The following is a 19,996-nucleotide window of genomic DNA, read 5'->3' as shown; positions in this document are numbered from 1 at the left end:
TAAACTTTATATTATGGATTTAAATGGTACGTGGTACAACGAACTTGGATCTAGCATGACTCTTGTGACCAATGGAAACAGCTTAACTGGAACATACCAAACGGCAGTTGGTGATGCTTCTGGAATTTATGATCTAGTAGGACGAACGGATACGGACAATGATGCTAGTCAAGCAGTAGGTTTTGTAGTTGTTTGGCAGAATGGATATGGTAGTTCTGATTCTGTAACTGCTTGGAGTGGACAATATCAAATTATTAACGGGGTAGACACCATTGTAACTACTTGGTTGTTAACACAGGAAACAAACCCTGATGATGATTGGTCGTCTACAATAATTAATAAGGACATCTTTACAAAAACGCCCCCCTCGGAGGAAGATGTACAGAAACAACTCAACAAGGGAGTAAAGTATTCTCATCCTAAAAGAAAATAACTCATAAAGTATAAGTTAAAACGGCGATAAGGATATTTTATCACTATTGCCGTTTAATTTTAACAGTTGAAAATAATACTCGCTACATAAGAATGAAGCAGAGAATGCCCTTTATTTTTTTGCAGATTTACTCCATACCTCAACTTCTATAAAAAAGTCAGACAGTTTAATATCACGGGATTCGCAAATTTTATAAATAGTAGGCAAAGAAATTTGGTAATTTCCTCCCTTAATTATATCTCTAAGAGTACTTTCTTCTATGTTGTGGTTAATTGCAAATTTTCTTTTTGAGAGACGAGATTTTTCCCATAGATAATTTATATAGCCATATATGTACTCATTGTATTTCACCATCAACAAAAAAATATATTAGAAAAACAAAAAACGCGGTGTGTGGCTCACATTTCGTAAGACCTATTCTACTTAACTTAATTATTCCATATTAGAATCAAACTCAAACAATTCTTTGGGGTATATACTTAAGCTTTTGGATAATTCTAATAATGAAGATAGTTGAATATACCTTTTTCAATTTTACTAATATCACTATTCTATATTACAACAGATGTTGATTGTCTAAAATTCAGACTATCTTCATAATTTTTTAATTTTAAGGACTCCAATTTTCTAACTCAAAGAAAAATTCTGAAAGTTTCAAATTTCGAGACTCACATATTTTAATAAGTGTTTTAACTGGTATATTATAATCAGTATTCCCTTTTTTATTTGCCGTATTTTTAATTTTGCGAACAATACTTTCCTCTATATTATGATCCAAAGCAAAAGAACGTTGGGACTTATATGGTGCTACCCAACTTTTGTATATGTACGCACAGACTATGTAGTTTATTTGGGTCATCATAACAAATAAAAAAGAATCTTTTTAAAAGAATGCGTACGAAAATGCGCATTTGTAAATATTTTAATTACATTTGTAGCTTAATACATATGTTTTGCAATTCTTCAAATAGAAAATATTGAAGCTATTGCTTTGAATCTCGAATAGAAAACTAGTAATTTTTTGCAGCGAGGTGATAAATAGATAAGCTCACGACCTAGGCGTAGGCTCTCTTATCACTACAAGGTATACTAAGTCTCTTTTCAGTAAGTCGAGTTCCACGCCTTTTTTGTTTCCACGCACAAAAGGTTTTATGGGGTATTTATCTTGTTTTAGTCAGCTTGAATTAATATCCAGATCTTACCAGATACTGAAATACTTGAAAGTTCAGAACTGGTAAGTTCCATTTACAATTTTGAGTGTTCCCGATGTAAAATCGGGAGCCTCAAAATTAAGTTTTCCTAACCTTAAAATTTTATTTATGACAGAAACAGAAACCAAAGAATTACCGTACGATTATTTACTGCCTCGTTATATTAATATAGCCTTAATAACTTCGTTAATCGAAGAATCACACTTAACCAGCGCCGTTAAAGAGCATTGTAAAATGGGATTAAAGATTATTGCTCTTATCTGTGCTGATTTTGCTTATAAGACAGAGCGTACTCCCTTAATAGGTAAAGAATTCGATGCCTTTTTTAAGTTATTTCCTCAAGCCTATTTTAGCAATCGGGAATTAATCTCTACAGATCTGATTATTAAAAGCATTCAATTATGTATTAGTACAGAAGATCTGGTACATATAAACTGTGAGTAATATGACTACCAAAGAAGATAGAAATGAATTAACGCTGGAAGATTACAAGAATCTTTTTGAGGGCTTGTATCCGCAACTTTGTGAGTTAGCATATAAATACCTCAATGATTTAGAATCCTCAAAAGATCTCGTTGAAGAAGTATTTGTTAATGTATGGGAAGATGGAATTGTTTTTGAAAATGAAAACCATACTATAAGTTATTTTTATAAGGCTGTGAAGAATGCATGTCTTAATTTTCTAAAAAGTAAAACCCAAACATTCAAATGAACGGTTGGGCTTTGGGGTTTTATTTTTGGAATTTGATGTAAAGTATAGAGAGATTCTTCGACTCCGACAATTGTCGGAATGCTCTGGATGACACTAACCTTTTAAACAAAATGGAGTAACTATGTCATCCAGAGATCTGTGTTAAAAATTTTAACTAGCGAATGAAATGATGTAATACGGGTGTCATTCAGAAGGCTATCGAAAACAAAATATATTTTGTTTGAAGATATAAGCAAAGCTTACGACTGAAGAATCTTTAGAGATTAATTATAAAGATTCTTCGCTGCGCTCTGAATGAACTGTGCTTAAAAACAAATATTTGGTTGATAATTTTCTATATATTTTTGTTTTGTAGTAGCTACAGCAAAAGCTTGTTTTAATAGTTTATTAGCTATGGCTATTTTTATTACACGCTCGGGCTTTCCTTTGGCTTGCAATCTTTCATACATTTCTTTACAGCTTTTATTGTAACGTTTAGCAGTCCAACTACACATGTAAAGTAATTTTCTTATCTGTGATTTCCCCATTTTACAAATATGTCCTTTTCCTCTTACGCTAGTGCCTGATTGAAAAATTCTAGGAGCTAAACCAACATAGGCGATCAATTGTTTATAATGTTCAAACTTGCTAAAATTATCTGTAATAGCAATGAGCATTATTGCTGTTTTATTACCAATACAAGGTATAGATGTTAATAATTCTAAACTTTTTTTATAATAGATATTACAGAGATTTAGCATTTGATCCTCTATCTTTTTTATTGTCTTTTCTATAGCCTTTATAATGCTTTTTAAACTTTTATCCACATGATTGTTCAATGTACCAGAGCTCTTAAAAGCTAATAATTGATTCTTGCTTTGGCGTAATTGTTTTTGCAATAACTCTAAAGTAGTTTGCATTTGCTTTAAACTTAGAGCTCCTTTTGTTTCTGGTTGCCACAATCTAAGTGATTTCATTTCTGTTTCCCCGTACTCCCTGATAATGCCAGCATCTTTCTTATCTGTTTTTGCGCGATAAAACTTCATTTGACTGAACCTCCTTATAATTAAAGGGTTTACTACGGATACTTTAATTTCTCTTGTATGCAAATAACTAGCTAATTTAACGTAATATGGGCCAGAGGCTTCCATCACAACTATTACATTTTCTTTATCCTCTATAGCATTTAAGAATTTTTTAAACCCCCTTAGATTATTGTCAAAAATGACATGTGATAATTTCTTTTTTTCTAAAAAACGAACATCAAATGTTTGTTTACTAATGTCTATTCCTATAATTTTACTCATGACAAATTTTTAAATGTGCTTTTGTTTTATCAATCCTTAATACAGGCTCGAAGCCTAATGAACTGTTCAAAATTTAAGCACTAGGAGAAAGGGACAAGCATTCAGAACTGTTTTTTTAACTAATGACAAAATATTGTCTTGTTCTTTCTCCTTTTTTATTAATTCGTCTAAATTAATTATTTTAAATTCAATCCTTTTACAAACATAGGATGACAAGTGATTGAAAGTTAGTTGTTTATAAAACATGTCAATGGTAGGAGGTACGACTGAAGAATCTGAAACTATTTTATTTATAAACATATAAACGGAATAGTTTAAACTAAGGCAAATAATCAATACTAACAGCATCCAACTCATAAACCCCATCAAAAGTCTCATGTCCGTTACCTGTATATTTAAAAGCGATGTGCATAGTACCTGTAACACAAGACAGATCCACATTACCAGAATTAAACCAAGGCACAAAAGAGTCGGTATCTTTTACAATATAAGCCGCAGATAGCACGCCCCAGGTTGCAGAAGTAATGTTTGCTTCGGTGCCATCCCAATCTAAAGAATATAGCACTTCTAAATAACTACTATCTGCTAAACTATTGGATGTTTTAAAACGCAGAGTTTCTCCTTCTTGAGTATCCAGATTGATAGCAGGCGTTATTAACCACCCAATATTACTATCGTCTCCAGAACTTGCAGGTTTAAATCTGGCAGACCTTCCTAAAGAGGCATTTGTTGATGTTGAGGAATATGCCTCCCAGCCTTCGCTACCAGCTTCTATATAGTTAGTCCAACCGTTTCCTGTAATTAGTTTATTGTTTTTCTGTGATTCGAAATCTTCATAAAATAAATTCATGGTTCCGAATGAGGCTGCCAATCCGCAACCTAATTCTATAGGATCGCATCGCTCCTCAGAATTAAAAGTAATATCCAACGAACTATTTAGTACAAACACATTAAAATCATCTTTAAAATCTCTGCTAAGCACCCCTCGAATACTTCCTTTATTTTGTGGTAGGGGCAACGATTTAAAATCTGAAAACGTGCTTGTTTGTAATAAAATAGAAGCTCCCAAATCGCAGTTTTCTAAAATTCGTAAACCATCAAATGCATCAATCGATTCTCCTGCAAATGTTAATGCTAAATCAAATCTATTAATTTGCATGTTATCTAATTGAATGTATGTGTTTTCGTCGGCTTCTGTTAAATGAATTAATGAACTAATCTTTGGTGTTATTGTTGCTACTTCAGATGTTCTTAAAACAATATTTCGATACTCAAAATCTTGAATTTGCTCTATCTTCGAATCTTCTCCTTTGCCAATAGCTAAAACACCATTAGAATCGCCAATGGTTAAGCCTTTAAGTTTTACATACACTTTTCTTCCAAACTCGTAAGTATCGGATAGGCTCCCCACATTAATTTCTAATTTAAGACCCAACCGAGGGTCGTTATCTGGATTACTGGCATCCGTTTTATTTTGAATAATAAGTTCTTCAAAGAAATTCCCTGCTTGATCGTTTGAAATAACATAACCTTCAATATATAAATCTTCGTCTATAATTGCTATAGGATTTCCTTTATTTACTGCTTGCTCATATCTTTCGTATACGGCTTTAAACGTGGTTAATTGATTTTCTGGAATTACAATATTTTCGATATAATCAGCAGGAATCGGGATGTTATAATCATCATTATTTACACAGGAAAAAACCATGATTGTAATACTTAAAATTAAAAGCCTTTTTATATAATTCATAACCCTTTTTAAAAATTAACATATGCATTTAGAAAATATGTAGCGCCTCTTCCGTACCAATATTTAGATCCAAAAACTGGTTTATTTAAAGCTTGATCATCTCTTAATTGTCTGTAATTAGCTTGTCGGCCTTGTTCGAAACCTCCTGTTTTAAAAACTTCGTCTAAAACATTATTTATACTTGCAAAAATTCCAATGTAATACCGACTAACACGCCACGATTTACCTCCCACAAGGTTTACAACCATGTAATCATCGAAAATTTCTTGTTTGAGTAATGCTTTAGCAACATCTTTATTATAATCAACAAATGGTAAACCATCAACATCTGTGAAAAAATTATCGGTTCTGGTTAGTGGGCTAATGTCTGAATAAGTTTTATCGAAAAAATTAGCAGTGGCACCAAACCACCAATAGCCTGGATCGCGATACTCAAACCCGACAGAATAAGTACGATGTGGCCCTACTGCCAATTTGTAATCTTTAAGTTTCGAGGTTCCTAAATAAGCATTTTCGAACCTATCTGAAGACAAATATAAATCTGGGTTATTAGCATACGTATATTGCCCAATAGAAGCGGCTCCTTTTAATTTAATAGTTGGTGTTACCTGGGCTTCAATGCCAAATTCTGCTCCTAAATGGTTTTTATCTATTCCTTGTAGTATCTCTTGAATAAACTCTGTATCATCATTACCTGATTGTTGTGTTCCAGATTCGGCAATAACATGCCCTATGCCATCTGCAAAGAAAAATGAGATTTCGTTAGCATCTTCGAGTTTTATATAAAACCCTGTTAGTTTTGCTTTTACAATAGACGACCTGAAAATATAACTCGCATCTAAAGACATTATTTTTTCTTCAGAAATATTCGGAACTATATTATGGTTCGCTCTAGAGTTAGAATAACTATTACGAATGGAAGGTGCTTTTGTAATATAACCTGTATTTACATCTAATAGATGCTTTCCTGTAATTTTATATGTCGCACCTGCTTTAACCCCTAATCCTATAAAAGATAATTTGTCTCCTTTACCAAACGAGTTATTTTGAAAATTTTCGTGCTGGAACAAACCTTCCCTTTGGTATTCTGTATTGATTATATTTCCAGACACAAAAAAATCCAATCTATTATATTTAAACTGTGCTTGTGTATATGCAGAAATAATATTGGCAAACATATTATAATGGTATCCGTAAATCTCCCCAACACCAACAATGGTATTTGGGTTATTTAAATCGAATTGAACACCATCAAAACTATCTATATTTAAAAAACCTGTCCCGCCTAGAAGATCTAAAACTTGAGCATAATTTTTAGATTTTAGTTTCTTGTAATTAATAGATGCATTAAATAAAACGTGTTCGTTTAACTCCCTTTTTAAAATAGTATTTATAGTTAATTGGTTATCGTCTACTCTGTCTTCATACAACATATATGTTGCGTTTCTTCCTTGAGTCGCACTAATTAAATTTGCATCGTACATCTGTTGCCAATTAATTTGTCCGTTATTTAAAAACGCCTGTTGTGAATTATAAGCAAACTCTAAATCGTTAGGAAAGTTTCTTTCAAAATAACTTGGGAGTTTTTGATAATAGGTTGGACTCGGGTTTCTTCCTCCGCTTTCAAAAACGATGGTTTCGTTAGTATTTTCAATTCTATTAGCACCGCCATAGGCCAAACGACTGTTTCCTAATTTTCCAAATTGATATCCTATATTGGTGTTTAATGTTGTCTTACTATTTACATTCCAATAATGATTTAACATAACAATAGGCTCATCTACTTCTTTAATGCGCGAATTACGTTTTTTACCTGCTTGCCATCCCCAATATTCATTATACCTTATCCCTTTTAAATTATAAACTTCCTGAGTATTTGGTGATGACTTACCTCTTCTATTTGGAGCATAAATCCCTGTAAAACTCAAACTATGTTTATCATTAATCCCTTTTTCTACGGAAGTAAAAATTGAATTAGAACTGTATAACGTAGCATCTTGATATCCTTCATTGCCCCAACGCCTCCCTAAAGACAAGGTGTAAGCCCATCCGCTTTTTAAAATGCCTGTTGCATAAGTAGCCAAAAGTCTGTTAGAGTAACTTCTATTAGAAGAGGAATAGGTTACCCGTCCTCCAGATCGTTTTTGAGAGGCTCTTGTATTGATGTTGGTAGTTCCCAAAATGCCTCCAAAATTATAGCTTGATGATGTTAACCCTAAAGTTAATTCCTGATTTCTAATCACATCATTTAACCCGCCCCAATTGCTCCATTGTGGACGTCCATTATAGATTTTATTCATTTCGATACCATTTATTAGAATAGAACTATGATCGGAATTTAAACCTCTTAACTTAAAAAATGAGGCGCTAAATTCGAATGCAGCCGTGCGCTGAAACGCATCTAGAGAAGATGATAATAAACCTGAAATATTGTCTGAACCAATGGTATCATCATCCAATTCATCATCAGAAAGTATAACAGTAAATAAATCTTGAGATTCAGATGCATCAACTTCTAAAGTTATATCTGTAATATTAACTGTTTCGTTTTCATTTACTATTATTGGATACCTCTTTGTTATATAACCCGTTTTTGAAACTCTTAAAACTTGTTCGCCTAACGGCACATTTTTAGAAAACTCAAATAACCCTAACAGATTTGTCTTAGTAGCTTGATGGGTTTCTTCAATTGTAATACTAACTTCTGGTATGGGTTCGAAAGAATGTGCTTCTTTTACACTTCCTTTTATTAAAGTTTGTTGTGCATGTATAGAAAAAATGCTAAAGATTCCTAATAAAAAAGTAAAGGGCAATGATCTTTTTTTTATCATTAATTGTAATACATTGCTTTCTAAAAATATATTATTGAAGATATTTCTTACTATTTATTGCTGGCAAATATATACTTTTGACATATACTTCACAACAACTCATTACAAATTAGTATGAAAATTCCTATAATATTTATTTTTTTATTTATATCTATTATGATATCAAACGTTTATGCACAAAAACGAAAATTCAAAATTCATACTATAGCCTTTTATAATTTAGAAAACCTATTTGATACTATTAATGATCCTAATAAGTTTGATGAATTTAGTCCTATGATGGACTTAAAAACAAATCGTACAAAGGCATATAAAAAGAAGGTACAAAATATGGCTCGCGTAATTGCTGATATTGGATATAAAACAACTCATAACAAACCAGCTATTATTGGAGTATCTGAAATTGAAAACCGAGAAGTACTCGAGGATCTTGTTAACGATTCTTTACTAAGGAATGCAAATTATGGTATTGTTCACTTTGACTCTCCAGATATTCGAGGTATTGATGTTGGTTTGTTATATCAAAAAAAATTATTCGCTCCTATTTACACCAGCAAACATGAACTCAAAATTTATGATGATAACAGAAAACGTATTTACACCAGAGACCAAGTATTAGTAAGTGGTAATTTAGAAGGAGAAATGATACATATAATAATTAATCACTGGCCCTCTCGCCGTGGTGGTGAAGCTCGAAGCAGACCAAAACGGGTAGCTGCTGCTAAATTGAATAAATACTTAATTGATTCGCTTCAAGTAATAAATCCTTATGCCAAAATTTTTACTATGGGCGATTTAAATGATGACCCTACAAACGCAAGTATCAAAACTGTTTTAGAAGCTAAAAAAGACAAGAAAAAAGTGCGTTTGAAAGGTATTTATAATCCTTTTGAAAGTTTTTATAAAAACGGATTAGGCACAACTGCGTATCGAGATACCTGGAGTTTATTTGACCAAATTATGATTACTAAACCATTACTTGAAAAAGATTATGATTCTTTTAGGTTTTATAAAGCTGGTATTTTTAATAAAAATTATTTATTCCATAAAGATGGTCGCTATAAAGGGTACCCTTTTAGAAGCTTTTCTAACGGACTATTCACCGATGGTTTTAGCGATCATTTCCCTGTTTATGTGTATGTTATCAAAGAAGTGAAGTGATTTAAAGTAATTTAAATAAAAATTTGATTTTTAAATAAGATTCTTCGCTTTGCTACCATTGACGTTTTTTATAAATACTTAATTTACAATTGTTTGTCATCAGAGCATTCCGATAATTGTCGGAGTCGAAGAATCTTTATTATTAATCTCTAAAGATTCTTCAGTCGTAAGCTTCGCTTATATCTTCAAACAAAATATATTTTGTTTTCGATAGCCTACCATTGACGTGTTTTATAAGTACTTAATTTTCAATCGTTTGTCATTCAGAGCGTAGCGAAGAATCTTTATCATTAATCTCTAAAGATTCTTCAGTCGTACCTCCTTCTGAATGACACCCAATTACGTCATTCTCTCCACTTGAGAAATTTTTGGTCTAATGCCTCTGAATGACACCTCAATTACGTCATTTTATACGCTAGTTAAAATTTTTAACACAGATCTCTGAATGACAAATTTTATCACTTTTTAGACCTCTTTATTTTTAACCCATCCAAGAACTCCAAGGAATTCGGGATAAAAACAAGGCCAAAGCTATGGTATAAAAAACAGCTATTGTTTTTAATTTTGCTTTAGATGTTAGTTTCTTCTTATGTTTAGAATATCCAATAGTTATTAAAGCTACTGCTATAATATTTATTAGAGGATGTTCCACAAGGTATAATCTTGCCAGGGAATTACTCATTACTTTACCGCCTAATTCTCCCCATAACTCAAATCTAGGAGAGACAAAATATAATACTAACCCTATTAATAACTGTATGTGCGATACTATTAAAGTAAATAGTGATTTTCTAAAATCTTTGGCTTCATACTCCTTATCTCCAAATGTTTTTATTAAAGCGTTAACAGTCGCTAGTATTAAAACAAGAAGTACTACATACGCCCAATAAGAATGTAATGTCTTTACAATATTATACATGAATTAAGTATTTAAATTTTATAGAACAAATGTAATAATAAAAGCATAAAAAAACCGCTTCTTAAAAGAAGCGGTTTTTTAACACAAAATGTTTAACTTAGAAATTATATCGTAAACTTACGTTCCATGTTCTACCTAAACCAAAATAACCACGATTTGAAACATTAACTCCGTTATAGGTTTCATCACCAGTTTCAACGCTATTATTTGTTGTTAACTCAGAAAGATAAACTTGATCAAATACATTATTCATATTAAATCTAAGATTTAAAGTTTTATCTTTTTCTTGTCCTAAAATCATTTTATAAGAAATGCCCGAATCAACCAAGTTATAAGAAGGTAATTTTAAATTATCTTTAGTACCACCAACATTGGCATATAAATTATCATAAGCTCTCCAATCTGAATCCAAAGAAAGATTATCGCATATATTATAATCGAAGCCTAACCCTACAGTAAATTGAGCAGCATCACCTACTTTACCTCCATCTATATCTTCGGTTTCTGTACTAAGGACATTCTGATCTTCGTCTGAAACAGTTACAAATGTATCACCATCATAAATCCAATCTCCTATTGATAAAAATCCTTTCAGCTTAAATTGAGGTAAAATTTTAGCATTAAAATCAACCTCAACTCCTGTATGAATTTGGTCTAATCCTTCTTGTTGTGTGTACAGAAGTACATCATTTACAATATCTGATGTTGTACCAACTCTATCTGTCCAGGATGTTCTATATACGTTTAGGTTAACAGAAAAATATTGACTCCAAAAACTATAACCAGCTTCCAAACCAAAAATAGTTTCGTTTTGAGTTAAAGGATTTAATTGATTTGTAAAGTTTAAGTAAATAGTATCATGAAAAGGCTGACGAGAATAATACCCTGTATTAAAGAAGATATTATGCTGATTATTAATTTTATAATTAGCTCCTACTTTAACATTAAATCCAAAATTAGATACTTTTTCGGAATCTACACCATCTGTTATTCCTGATGGTAAAGCTGTTCCCGTCCATTGAGATGATGTTCCATTAATAAGTGATTGGTCTGCATATTGGTAATGATCAAATCTTTGATGGTATTGGTTTGATGCGGCTCCTTGAAAAAATGCAGAAAACTTTTCTTTTGAATATTCTAATTGTCCAAAAATACCTCCATAAGAAATACGCTCGTCATTACTATACGCTATTTTATCTTCTTCTTTAAAATCGTGAAATAATACTGCCCAAGGGTTCGCAGATAAATCTTCTGAAGTAATCACATTTTTATATGTTCCGAAATCACCGTACTGTGCATGGTTATTATTTTGGTCTCTCAACTTTATGTTTTCTTGCCAAGAATTAAGTCCATGAAAATTTTCAACGATTCTAAAATGTTTACCATAATATGTTCTCAAATCTAAACCAATATTTAAAGTTATATTTTCACCTAATTTAGTTTCTAAATTAGAAACCATTCCATACCAACTGTGTAAATTCATTGAAGAACGAGTTACATACCCATTACCAGCAGCAAAATAACCACCAGCACCATCAACCACACTATTATTGAACGCATAAATGGCATCATAATCAATGCGTCCTTCTGCTGTTCTAATTCTATTACCACGATCTCCAGTGGCACCACCACGTCCCCAAGACGCATACAATACCGTTGATAAATTAGTAATATCATTAATATTGAAATCCCAGTTTAGATTAGCTACAGGTTTATGATAGAAATTTCGTCTTTCCGTCATATATTGCCCTCCGTATGTACCCCAGTTATTATTGTACTTTCTTCCATATTCCAAATAATCTGAAATACTTTTAGTAAAATTTTGATCATGATACTGAGGCGCTCCAGTTAATAAAAAATTAAAATTATGCTTCTCATTTGGAGTATATCCTACAGATAAAAAATAAGTTTCGCCCGCTGCAAAATTACCTTCATTATAACCATCTCCTTGCCAATGAGATAACATAAAGCTAACACCCCATCCTTTTTCAGATTTCCCAGTACTATATTGAACTGTATTTTTAATATAATTATCATTTGCAATACCAGCGTATAAGTAGCCTCCTTCTTTTTTATCTGTTGTTTTTGTTACAAAGTTTGTTGTTCCTCCAACAGATGAGATCGCTAATTTAGAAGCACCTAATCCTCTTTGTATTTGAATAGCACTGGCAATATCATTAATTCCAGACCAGTTTGACCAATACATTTTACCATCTTCCATACCATTAATTGGTTGCCCGTTTAATAAGTAACCAACATTTGTTTGGTCGAATCCACGAACATTTATTCTTGAATCTCCAAAACCTCCTGCTTGCCCAGCAACATAAATAGAAGGCGTATTAACCAATGTCATTGTAATGTCTTGTGTTCCTATTTTGTTTTGAATGTCTTGTGCTTTAATGGTTGATACGGCAACAGGTGTATTTCTACCTTCAGCCAAATCGATAACGCCAGTACCAACTATTACTATTTCTTCAAGAGCGTTATTTGGAGATAATTGTAAATTACCTAAATCTGTATTATTATTAAACGATACGGTTATAGACTCATACCCTACAAACGAAATGATAATTTCTCCAGATGAAACTAGAGTTGAGAGAGTAAACTTCCCATTGAAATCTGAAGAAACACCATTGGCTGTTCCTTTTTCAACGACATTTGCTCCTGGTAGAGGGGAATTAAATTCGGCATCTAATATGGTACCTGTAACAGTACTTTGTGCCATTGTAGCTCCAGTAAATAAGGAGACCACAACTATTAATAAAAGTGGAGTAATTTTCTTCATAATATTTCTAATAGATTAATTGAATTAGTCATACAAATTAATTGAAGATATTAATGCTTTTTATTAACTAAGTTTTATCAAATATTTATTAAAGACCAGTTTTTAAATTTCAAAGACATGAGAAACAAAAAAACAAAATGCTTTAAAATTGCGGCATGTAAGGAAATCGCCCTTTTTAAATAACATAAAATCATACAACTCCTATTATGGCATCGTTATGTTTTAATAAAATTAATAGTATTCGTTACTTAAACATTAACTTAAAGTTATGTTAGAAAACAAAAAAACCGCTTCTTTTCAGAAACGGTCTTATTATAATGTATTTTAAATAATATTAGAAATTGAAACGCATACTAAAATTCCAAGTTCTACCATAGCCAAAACGACCTCTGTTGGAAGTATTAACGCCTTTATAATTTTCAGATGGATTGGTTGAAGCAGCTGTATTTCCATTTATAGATTCTATATAAACCTCATCAAAAGCATTATTAATATTTACTCTAAACTGTAATGAGTTTTTATCATTTTCCCCTACTAACCATCTATAAGATAAACCTAAATCGACAGTATCATAACTTGGTAATTCAATTGGAGGACTGCTTACTGTTGTTTCTCCTTGAGAATATAAATCGTTATAAAGATTCCAAGTTCCGTCTACACTTAATCTTGGTAAAAATTCGTAAGAAGTAAAAACTCCTGTAGTAAACTGTGCTGCACCACCTACCTTTACACCATCAAGATTCACTAAAGTTCCAGGGTCAGTAATAGTACCTGCTTCATCAAACGTTCTTCTCAATCCATCTCCATCAAACTTCCAATCACCAATAGCTAGAAAACCATTTACTCTAAGATTATCCATAGGACGTGTAAACACTTCTAATTCTATACCAGAATGTATCTGTTTTACGCCTTGGGTTTGAAATAATCTGAAAGCAGGATCGCCTTGATCTTCACCATTGTCATCTAATAGAGTTCTGTTATCCCAAATAGTGTAATATATATTTAAATTAGCAGAAACCTTTTCACTTCCAAATTGATAACCAGCTTCTAAACCTGTTATTTTTTGATTTTCTACTTCTGGCATAATTAACTCATTTCCATTTCTATCGTTTAAAAATAAGTCACTATGAAATGGTTGACGAGAATAATAACCTGTATTAACAAACACTTTATGGTTACTATTAATGATATAAGCACCGCCTGCTTTCACATTAAAGCCAGGGTTATTTACTTTATTTGATTCTTCAGATTGGCCTTCATTAGAAGCATTTAAATACTCTGTTCTAACATGAGATTGTGTTGATGCCGAACCTTGGAAAAATGCTGTAAAATTGTCTTTTGCATATTCTAATTGACCAAAAACACCAAGATAATTTATTTGCTCTTCGTAATCATAGCCAAAGCGCTGATTGTGTTCATCATTCACATTAAACGTTAAATCCCATGGGTTAATTCCTCCAAAAACTTTAGTTAATTCATAATCACCTCCATTGAAAACACTAGAAGCACTAACGCTATTTACAGATAAAAATTCGTTAACGCTTCTAAAATGAATACCATTATATAAACGCACATCTGCACCAAAATTTAGGCTTAAATTTTCATTTAACTGATTATTATAGTTGGAAACCAAACCATACCAGTTATGATTATTATTAGATCCTCTGGCATATAAAGGTATGTCATCGCTATCATCTATAACAAATGCAAATGTTCCTCTACCTAAAGACCCATATAAAACAGTAGATAAAGATGAATTCTCATTAATAGTTAAATCCCAGCTTAAGTTTGCTACAGGCTTATGGTAAACATTTCTACCTGCTGGATATTTTCCACTTTGTAATAGATTGGAACTACTTACACCTTCATAATTCCATGAATTATATTTTCTCCCATTCTCTAAAAAATCACTTATGCTCCCACTTCCAGCTGCTGCATGCCATTGAGGTGCTCCAGTAATTAAGAAGTTAAATAAATTATTTTCATTTGGCTTATAACCAAACGACAAGAAATAAGTTTGCCCTTGTCCGTCGGTATCATTAACATAGCCATCTCCTTGCCAATGCCCCAACATTCCAGAAAAAGCCCAACCATTTTCCATTAAACCTGTAGAGTAATACGCAGTCGTTTTTGTGTAATTATCATTAGCAATCATTTGTTGAAAAAAGCCTCTTTCACGTCTATCGACTGTTTTTGTTACAATATTAACGGTTCCTCCTACAGACGAAATAGCTAACTTTGACGACCCTAAACCACGCTGCACCTGTACTGCGTTTGCAACATCTAATACGCCTGACCAGTTAGACCAAAACATCCTACCATCTTCTGGACTATTAATCGGTTGCCCGTTTAACATAAATGCTGTATTCGTTTGATCAAAACCACGTAAAAACATTTGTCCATCACCAAATCCTCCACCTTTTATATTTTGTACTGAAGGTGTTGATTTTAGTATTTCTGGTAAATCCCAGTTCCCTGCTTTTTCTTGAATCTCAACAGCTTTAATAGTTGATACTGCAATCGGTGTATTTCTGTTTTCAGCTAAATCGATAACACCTGTACCAGTAATAACAATTTCATCAAGCGAGTTGTCTGGAGTCAATTTAATACTTTCTATATGTGTATTTCCATTAAATGATACGGTAACGGAATTATACCCCACATAAGAAATTACTATTTCTCCCGATGAAGCTTCTGTTTCTAAAGTAAATTTTCCATCAAAGTCTGAAGAAATACCATTAGCTGTTCCTTTTTCAACAATATTCGCACCAGGAAGCGGGGAATTAAGTTCTGCATCAATTACAACACCTGTAACCGTGCTTTGCGCCATAATAACTGTAGTAAAAAAGAGGGCCACAGTCATTAAAAAAAAATGATTAGTTTTTTTCATGATTTAAAAAATGAATTAATTATTTGAAATTAGTCAAAGTAAAAGTACGTATAATAAGACATAATTTATTATGCAAGTGTTAAAAAATTTAACACTTGCAGCAAAAAAAAAGCACTAATATTAAAATATTAGTGCTTTTTAAGTGATGTTACTAAGAGTTTTACATCTTTCTATACTAAATCCTTATAATAATTTAATAGGTTAGTAGTAGAAGAATCATGGTTACTAATAGTACTATTGTTAAATTCTTTTAAGATTTTGCTTGCTAATTGTTTTCCTAATTCTACACCAAATTGGTCGTAACTAAAGATGTTCCAAATAATACCTTGTACAAATATTTTATGCTCGTACATAGCTATTAATTTACCTAAACTTTCTGGAGATAGTTTGTTTATAAAAATAGTATTGGTTGGTTTATTTCCTTTAAAAACTTTAAAAGGCAATAGTTTTTGAGACTCTTCTCCTAATGGATTTTTAAACTCACTTAAAACCTCATCTTCGGTTTTTCCATTTAAAAGCGCTTCTGTTTGTGCTAAGAAGTTAGAAATAAGCTTGTCTTGATGATCTTGGTTACCGTGTAAAGACTTCGTAAAGCCAATAAAATCTGCTGGAATTAATTTAGTCCCTTGATGTATTAGTTGAAAAAAAGCATGTTGTGAATTCGTTCCTGGTTCTCCCCAAATTAAAGTCCCCGTTTCGTAATCAATAGAATCCCCATTTCTATCTACACTTTTACCATTACTCTCCATAATACCTTGCTGCAAATAGGTAGCAAATTGATTTAAGTATTGAGAATACGGTATAACGGCTTCACTTTCTGCCTTAAAAAAATTATTATACCAAATACTTATTAAAGCTAATACTACAGGGATATTGGTTTTAAAATCTTCGTTTTTAAAATGATCATCCATTTTGTTAGCCCCATGAAGCAAGCTTTCAAAATTAGTATATCCAACAGCTAAGCTTATAGTTAAACCAACCGCACTCCATAACGAAAAACGACCACCAACCCAATCCCACATAGGGAAAATATTATTCTCATCTATTCCAAATGATTTCACACTTTGAATATTTGTTGATACTGCTACAAAATGTTTTGCAATAGCATCTTCACTTGCAGATTTTAAAAACCAATCTTTAAGCGTATTCGCATTAGACAGTGTTTCTTGTGTTGTAAATGTTTTTGAAACAACTACAAATAGTGTGGTTTCTGGATTCAGTTTTTTAATAACTTCATTTACATGATCACCATCTACATTGCTTACAAAATGTGTTGTTAAATGGTTTTTATAATACTGCAAAGCGTCTACCACCATAGCAGGTCCTAAATCGGATCCTCCAATACCAATATTTACAACATCTGTAAATGCTTTTCCTGTAAAACCTTTTCTATCTCCATTTACAACTTCATTTGTAAAACCTTCTATTTTTTGTTTTACTTGGTAAACTTCTGGGATAACATTAACAACATCTACATGGCATTCTGAATCTTTTGGAGCTCGTAATGCAGTATGTAAAACAGCTCTTCCTTCTGTTTGATTTATAACCTCTCCAGAAAATTGGCTTTTAATAGCGTCTTTTAATTTAACCGCATCTGCCAATTCCAATAAATAATTAAAGGTTTCTTCTGTTATTCTATTCTTTGAAAAATCCACATAGAAATCATCCCATTTTATAGTAAACTTATTTGCTCGCTCTTTGTCTTGAGCAAATAAATCTTTCATATGAACATCTTTTACTGTTTTAAAATGTTCCTGTAATCGTTTCCAAGAATCGGTAGTTGTAGGGTTTATATTTGGTAAGGCCATTAATTAATCTTTAAGTGAAATTAGATTATTCTTATTTTCTAGTGTTTCTTCTAAAATATCATCTCTAAAAGGAATACTATCTAATTGTTTTTTTATAGGTGCTATAAAGTCTAAATATTTAATTTTTAAAGAGTCGGAAATGGGTTTTGCCTCTGGTAATTTTTGTTTAAATGGATCTACTTGTCTGCCATTTTTCCAAAAACGATAGCACACATGGGGACCTCCTGTATTTCCCGTCATTCCTACCCAGCCAATAATCTCTCCTTGTTTAACAAAATCTCCAACTTTTACATTTCGTCTTTGCATGTGAAGGTATTGGGTTTCGTAAGTAGCATTATGTCTTATTTTTACATAATTCCCATTACCTCTGGTATAACTTGATTTAGTAACGGTTCCACTAGCAGTCGCCATAATTGGTGTACCAATGGATGCAGCAAAATCGGTGCCTTTGTGTGGACGTACTTTATAGCCATAAACCGCAATTCTTCTTTTTAAATTATATCTAGAAGAAATACGTTTAAATTTTACAGGTGCTTTTAAAAATGCACGCCGTAAATTCTTAGCCTTTTCATTAAAATAATCAATAATACCTTTAACGGAATCTGTTTCAAATTCAAAAGCATAAAGCGGTTCTTTATTATGCTCAAAGTATGCCGCTTTTATATCATGAACTCCAGTATAAATAGTATCGTCAATATACTTATCGGTATAAATCACTTTGAATTTATCTCCTTTTTGAAGCCGTCTAAAATCTATAGTCCATGCATAAATCTCATCTGCCATTTTATATGCTAACCGTTGACTTAACCCTTGTTGTTCAAGTGCAAGTGAAATATTCTCTTCTATAACACCCGTGGCTACTTTTTCAACATATTTAATAGGCTTTCTACTTTTATAAGCTTGAATTGAATCTTGAAAATTGATAACTACATAATCTTCCAAATTTGGCTGATAGATAAAGCATTTTGCCGTTTCTAAAGAATCCTTAACACACAAAAGTGTATAAGGTTTACCTACTTGCAACCCTCTGCTAATATCAAAAGTATCTTTTGCTTTTTCTGCAATATTGAAAATTTTAGGATAACCCACATTATTACGTTCTAGGATTATACCAAAAGTATCACCACTTCTTATGGTATCTCGCTTAACAACATAATCATTAAGGTTAAAACCAAATTCATAAATATCTTCTGGAATTTTTTCAACTACAACTAATTCTTCTTGTAAAACTGGTTTAGGATCATTTTTACAAGCAATAAAAGAGATTGCTACTACTAGTATTATTAAATATTTGTTCCCCAATCTTGTATTTCTTTTTCTGACCATAATTCTGGAAAAAATATTCTTTTTTGATATTTTGGGTGCATGTATTTTACCCATTCACTTCCTCCTGTGGCTTCGGCCGTTTTACCACCTATATTTAAATAATGATTTGCCGTATTATAATGTGCCATCACCCATTTGATATTTACTGTGTAATCGTAATGGCGCATGGCTTTTATTAATTCTTTATCTTTTCTGGTTTCTTCGGGCAGTGCTTTAAACTTTGTCCAAAGATTATTAGTATAATAAAATTTTGTAAATCTAATAAATTCATCTTTATATTTCTCTTCAAAAACTGTTAATAGATAACTTTTTTTACCCGTTTTATAATCTTTTCCAGCTGCTTGCCAATACAAATGTTCGAAAGCATTTTCATAAGACGAATTTCTATCTATAGTATCTCTAAACCTTTTATCTATTAGGTTTATAAGCTCTGTGGATGCAAATTCAATTTTTCTATATTGTGCACTTTGAAATCCACTAGCAGGTGTTAAAGTATGTCTGAATTTATTATATTGATCGACATCCATACCATCCTTCATAATACTAAAAGAAGAGGTAAGCATATCGAAATAACGACTAATACGCATTAATTTTGAAGTAAACATAGTTGTATCTACTTCCTTCGTTTTTGCTACTTGATCGATCTCACCAAGTATCATTTTAAACAAAAGTTCATTAATTTGATGGTACATTATAAACACCATTTCGTCTGGAAAAACAGTACGCTGTATTTGAAGATTTAATAAGGCATCTGTTTGAATGTAATCCCAGTAATTAATTGGCTTGCTATGTAGTAATCCTTCTAAATAAGTCTCGTAATCCTGGTCTATTGCCTCGTATTTTTCCTTTAGTTGGTTGGTTATTTTTGAATCCAAAATTTC

General features: G+C 31.9%; 14 protein-coding genes. 4 read left to right on the top strand and 10 right to left on the bottom strand.

Annotation, left to right across the window (positions count from 1 at the left end; translation table 11 throughout):
- Positions 1-13: 13 nt before the first annotated feature.
- Positions 14-433, top strand: coding sequence for an avidin/streptavidin family protein (locus tag Q4Q40_RS01200; RefSeq protein WP_303299845.1), 420 nt, complete (start codon positions 14-16; stop codon positions 431-433).
- Between the two features lie 111 nt (positions 434-544).
- Here the strand turns inward: Q4Q40_RS01200 and Q4Q40_RS24025 are convergent, their stop codons facing one another.
- A complete protein-coding gene (locus Q4Q40_RS24025) occupies positions 545-787 on the bottom strand; it encodes a helix-turn-helix domain-containing protein (protein ID WP_367892775.1) in 243 nt (80 codons plus the stop codon).
- Positions 788-1,752: 965 nt separating this feature from the next.
- Here Q4Q40_RS24025 and Q4Q40_RS01195 point away from each other — a divergent pair.
- Both Q4Q40_RS01195 and Q4Q40_RS01190 read left to right on the top strand, forming a co-directional pair.
- Positions 1,753-2,088, top strand: coding sequence for a hypothetical protein (locus tag Q4Q40_RS01195; RefSeq protein ID WP_303299722.1), 336 nt, complete (start codon positions 1,753-1,755; stop codon positions 2,086-2,088).
- 1 nt (position 2,089) lies between these two features.
- Positions 2,090-2,356 (top strand): sigma factor, encoded by a 267-nt coding sequence (locus Q4Q40_RS01190; RefSeq protein ID WP_303299844.1) that lies wholly within the window; start codon positions 2,090-2,092, stop codon positions 2,354-2,356.
- A 305-nt stretch (positions 2,357-2,661) separates the two neighbouring features.
- Here Q4Q40_RS01190 and Q4Q40_RS01185 read toward each other — a convergent pair whose 3' ends face one another.
- The 3 genes from Q4Q40_RS01185 to Q4Q40_RS01175 all read right to left on the bottom strand — a co-directional run bounded on the left by Q4Q40_RS01185 (position 2,662) and on the right by Q4Q40_RS01175 (position 8,226).
- Entirely contained in the window at positions 2,662-3,642 is a 981-nt protein-coding gene (locus Q4Q40_RS01185; RefSeq protein ID WP_303299843.1) for an IS110 family RNA-guided transposase, read from the bottom strand.
- A gap of 319 nt (positions 3,643-3,961) precedes the next feature.
- Positions 3,962-5,395 (bottom strand): DUF5689 domain-containing protein, encoded by a 1,434-nt coding sequence (locus tag Q4Q40_RS01180; protein ID WP_303299842.1) that lies wholly within the window; start codon positions 5,393-5,395, stop codon positions 3,962-3,964.
- Between the two features lie 8 nt (positions 5,396-5,403).
- Positions 5,404-8,226: a carboxypeptidase-like regulatory domain-containing protein gene (locus Q4Q40_RS01175; RefSeq protein WP_303299841.1), complete on the bottom strand. Its 2,823-nt coding sequence runs from the start codon at positions 8,224-8,226 to the stop codon at positions 5,404-5,406.
- 156 nt (positions 8,227-8,382) lie between these two features.
- Here Q4Q40_RS01175 and Q4Q40_RS01170 point away from each other — a divergent pair, with 156 nt between their 5' ends.
- Positions 8,383-9,387 carry an endonuclease/exonuclease/phosphatase family protein gene (locus Q4Q40_RS01170; protein ID WP_303299840.1) on the top strand — a complete coding sequence of 335 codons (1,005 nt, stop codon included), beginning with the start codon at positions 8,383-8,385 and terminating at the stop codon, positions 9,385-9,387.
- A gap of 481 nt (positions 9,388-9,868) precedes the next feature.
- On the opposite strand, the gene Q4Q40_RS01165 is transcribed toward Q4Q40_RS01170, so the two are convergent.
- The 6 genes from Q4Q40_RS01165 to Q4Q40_RS01140 all read right to left on the bottom strand — a co-directional run bounded on the left by Q4Q40_RS01165 (position 9,869) and on the right by Q4Q40_RS01140 (position 19,990).
- Complete coding sequence (locus Q4Q40_RS01165) at positions 9,869-10,306, bottom strand: hypothetical protein (protein ID WP_303299839.1); 438 nt, start codon at positions 10,304-10,306, stop codon at positions 9,869-9,871.
- A 97-nt stretch (positions 10,307-10,403) separates the two neighbouring features.
- Complete coding sequence (locus tag Q4Q40_RS01160) at positions 10,404-13,091, bottom strand: TonB-dependent receptor (RefSeq protein WP_303299838.1); 2,688 nt, start codon at positions 13,089-13,091, stop codon at positions 10,404-10,406.
- 334 nt (positions 13,092-13,425) lie between these two features.
- Entirely contained in the window at positions 13,426-15,981 is a 2,556-nt protein-coding gene (locus Q4Q40_RS01155; protein WP_303299837.1) for a TonB-dependent receptor, read from the bottom strand.
- A gap of 170 nt (positions 15,982-16,151) precedes the next feature.
- Positions 16,152-17,789: a glucose-6-phosphate isomerase gene (gene pgi / locus Q4Q40_RS01150; RefSeq protein WP_303299836.1), complete on the bottom strand. Its 1,638-nt coding sequence runs from the start codon at positions 17,787-17,789 to the stop codon at positions 16,152-16,154.
- 3 nt (positions 17,790-17,792) lie between these two features.
- On the bottom strand, positions 17,793-19,115 hold the full coding sequence (locus Q4Q40_RS01145) for a M23 family metallopeptidase (RefSeq protein ID WP_303299835.1): 1,323 nt from the start codon (positions 19,113-19,115) through the stop codon (positions 17,793-17,795).
- Entirely contained in the window at positions 19,073-19,990 is a 918-nt protein-coding gene (locus tag Q4Q40_RS01140) for a tryptophan 2,3-dioxygenase family protein (protein WP_303299834.1), read from the bottom strand. Before Q4Q40_RS01140 ends, Q4Q40_RS01145 begins: the two co-directional genes overlap by 43 nt.
- Between the last annotated feature and the right edge of the window lie 6 nt (positions 19,991-19,996).

The sequence above is a fragment of the Flavivirga jejuensis genome (assembly GCF_030540765.1).
Taxonomy (GTDB): Bacteria; Bacteroidota; Bacteroidia; order Flavobacteriales; family Flavobacteriaceae; genus Flavivirga; species Flavivirga jejuensis.
This window is presented reverse-complemented; position numbering and strand designations above follow the sequence as displayed.

What these genes read in the sequence shown, in the direction of transcription:
- Q4Q40_RS01200 (WP_303299845.1), top strand. Translation starts at nt 14, where the DNA reads ATGGATTTAAATGGTACGTGGTACAACGAACTTGGATCTAGCATGACT.
- Q4Q40_RS24025 (WP_367892775.1), bottom strand. Translation starts at nt 787, where the DNA reads ATGGTGAAATACAATGAGTACATATATGGCTATATAAATTATCTATGG.
- Q4Q40_RS01195 (WP_303299722.1), top strand. Translation starts at nt 1,753, where the DNA reads ATGACAGAAACAGAAACCAAAGAATTACCGTACGATTATTTACTGCCT.
- Q4Q40_RS01190 (WP_303299844.1), top strand. Translation starts at nt 2,090, where the DNA reads ATGACTACCAAAGAAGATAGAAATGAATTAACGCTGGAAGATTACAAG.
- Q4Q40_RS01185 (WP_303299843.1), bottom strand. Translation starts at nt 3,642, where the DNA reads ATGAGTAAAATTATAGGAATAGACATTAGTAAACAAACATTTGATGTT.
- Q4Q40_RS01180 (WP_303299842.1), bottom strand. Translation starts at nt 5,395, where the DNA reads ATGAATTATATAAAAAGGCTTTTAATTTTAAGTATTACAATCATGGTT.
- Q4Q40_RS01175 (WP_303299841.1), bottom strand. Translation starts at nt 8,226, where the DNA reads ATGATAAAAAAAAGATCATTGCCCTTTACTTTTTTATTAGGAATCTTT.
- Q4Q40_RS01170 (WP_303299840.1), top strand. Translation starts at nt 8,383, where the DNA reads ATGATATCAAACGTTTATGCACAAAAACGAAAATTCAAAATTCATACT.
- Q4Q40_RS01165 (WP_303299839.1), bottom strand. Translation starts at nt 10,306, where the DNA reads ATGTATAATATTGTAAAGACATTACATTCTTATTGGGCGTATGTAGTA.
- Q4Q40_RS01160 (WP_303299838.1), bottom strand. Translation starts at nt 13,091, where the DNA reads ATGAAGAAAATTACTCCACTTTTATTAATAGTTGTGGTCTCCTTATTT.
- Q4Q40_RS01155 (WP_303299837.1), bottom strand. Translation starts at nt 15,981, where the DNA reads ATGAAAAAAACTAATCATTTTTTTTTAATGACTGTGGCCCTCTTTTTT.
- pgi (WP_303299836.1), bottom strand. Translation starts at nt 17,789, where the DNA reads ATGGCCTTACCAAATATAAACCCTACAACTACCGATTCTTGGAAACGA.
- Q4Q40_RS01145 (WP_303299835.1), bottom strand. Translation starts at nt 19,115, where the DNA reads ATGGTCAGAAAAAGAAATACAAGATTGGGGAACAAATATTTAATAATA.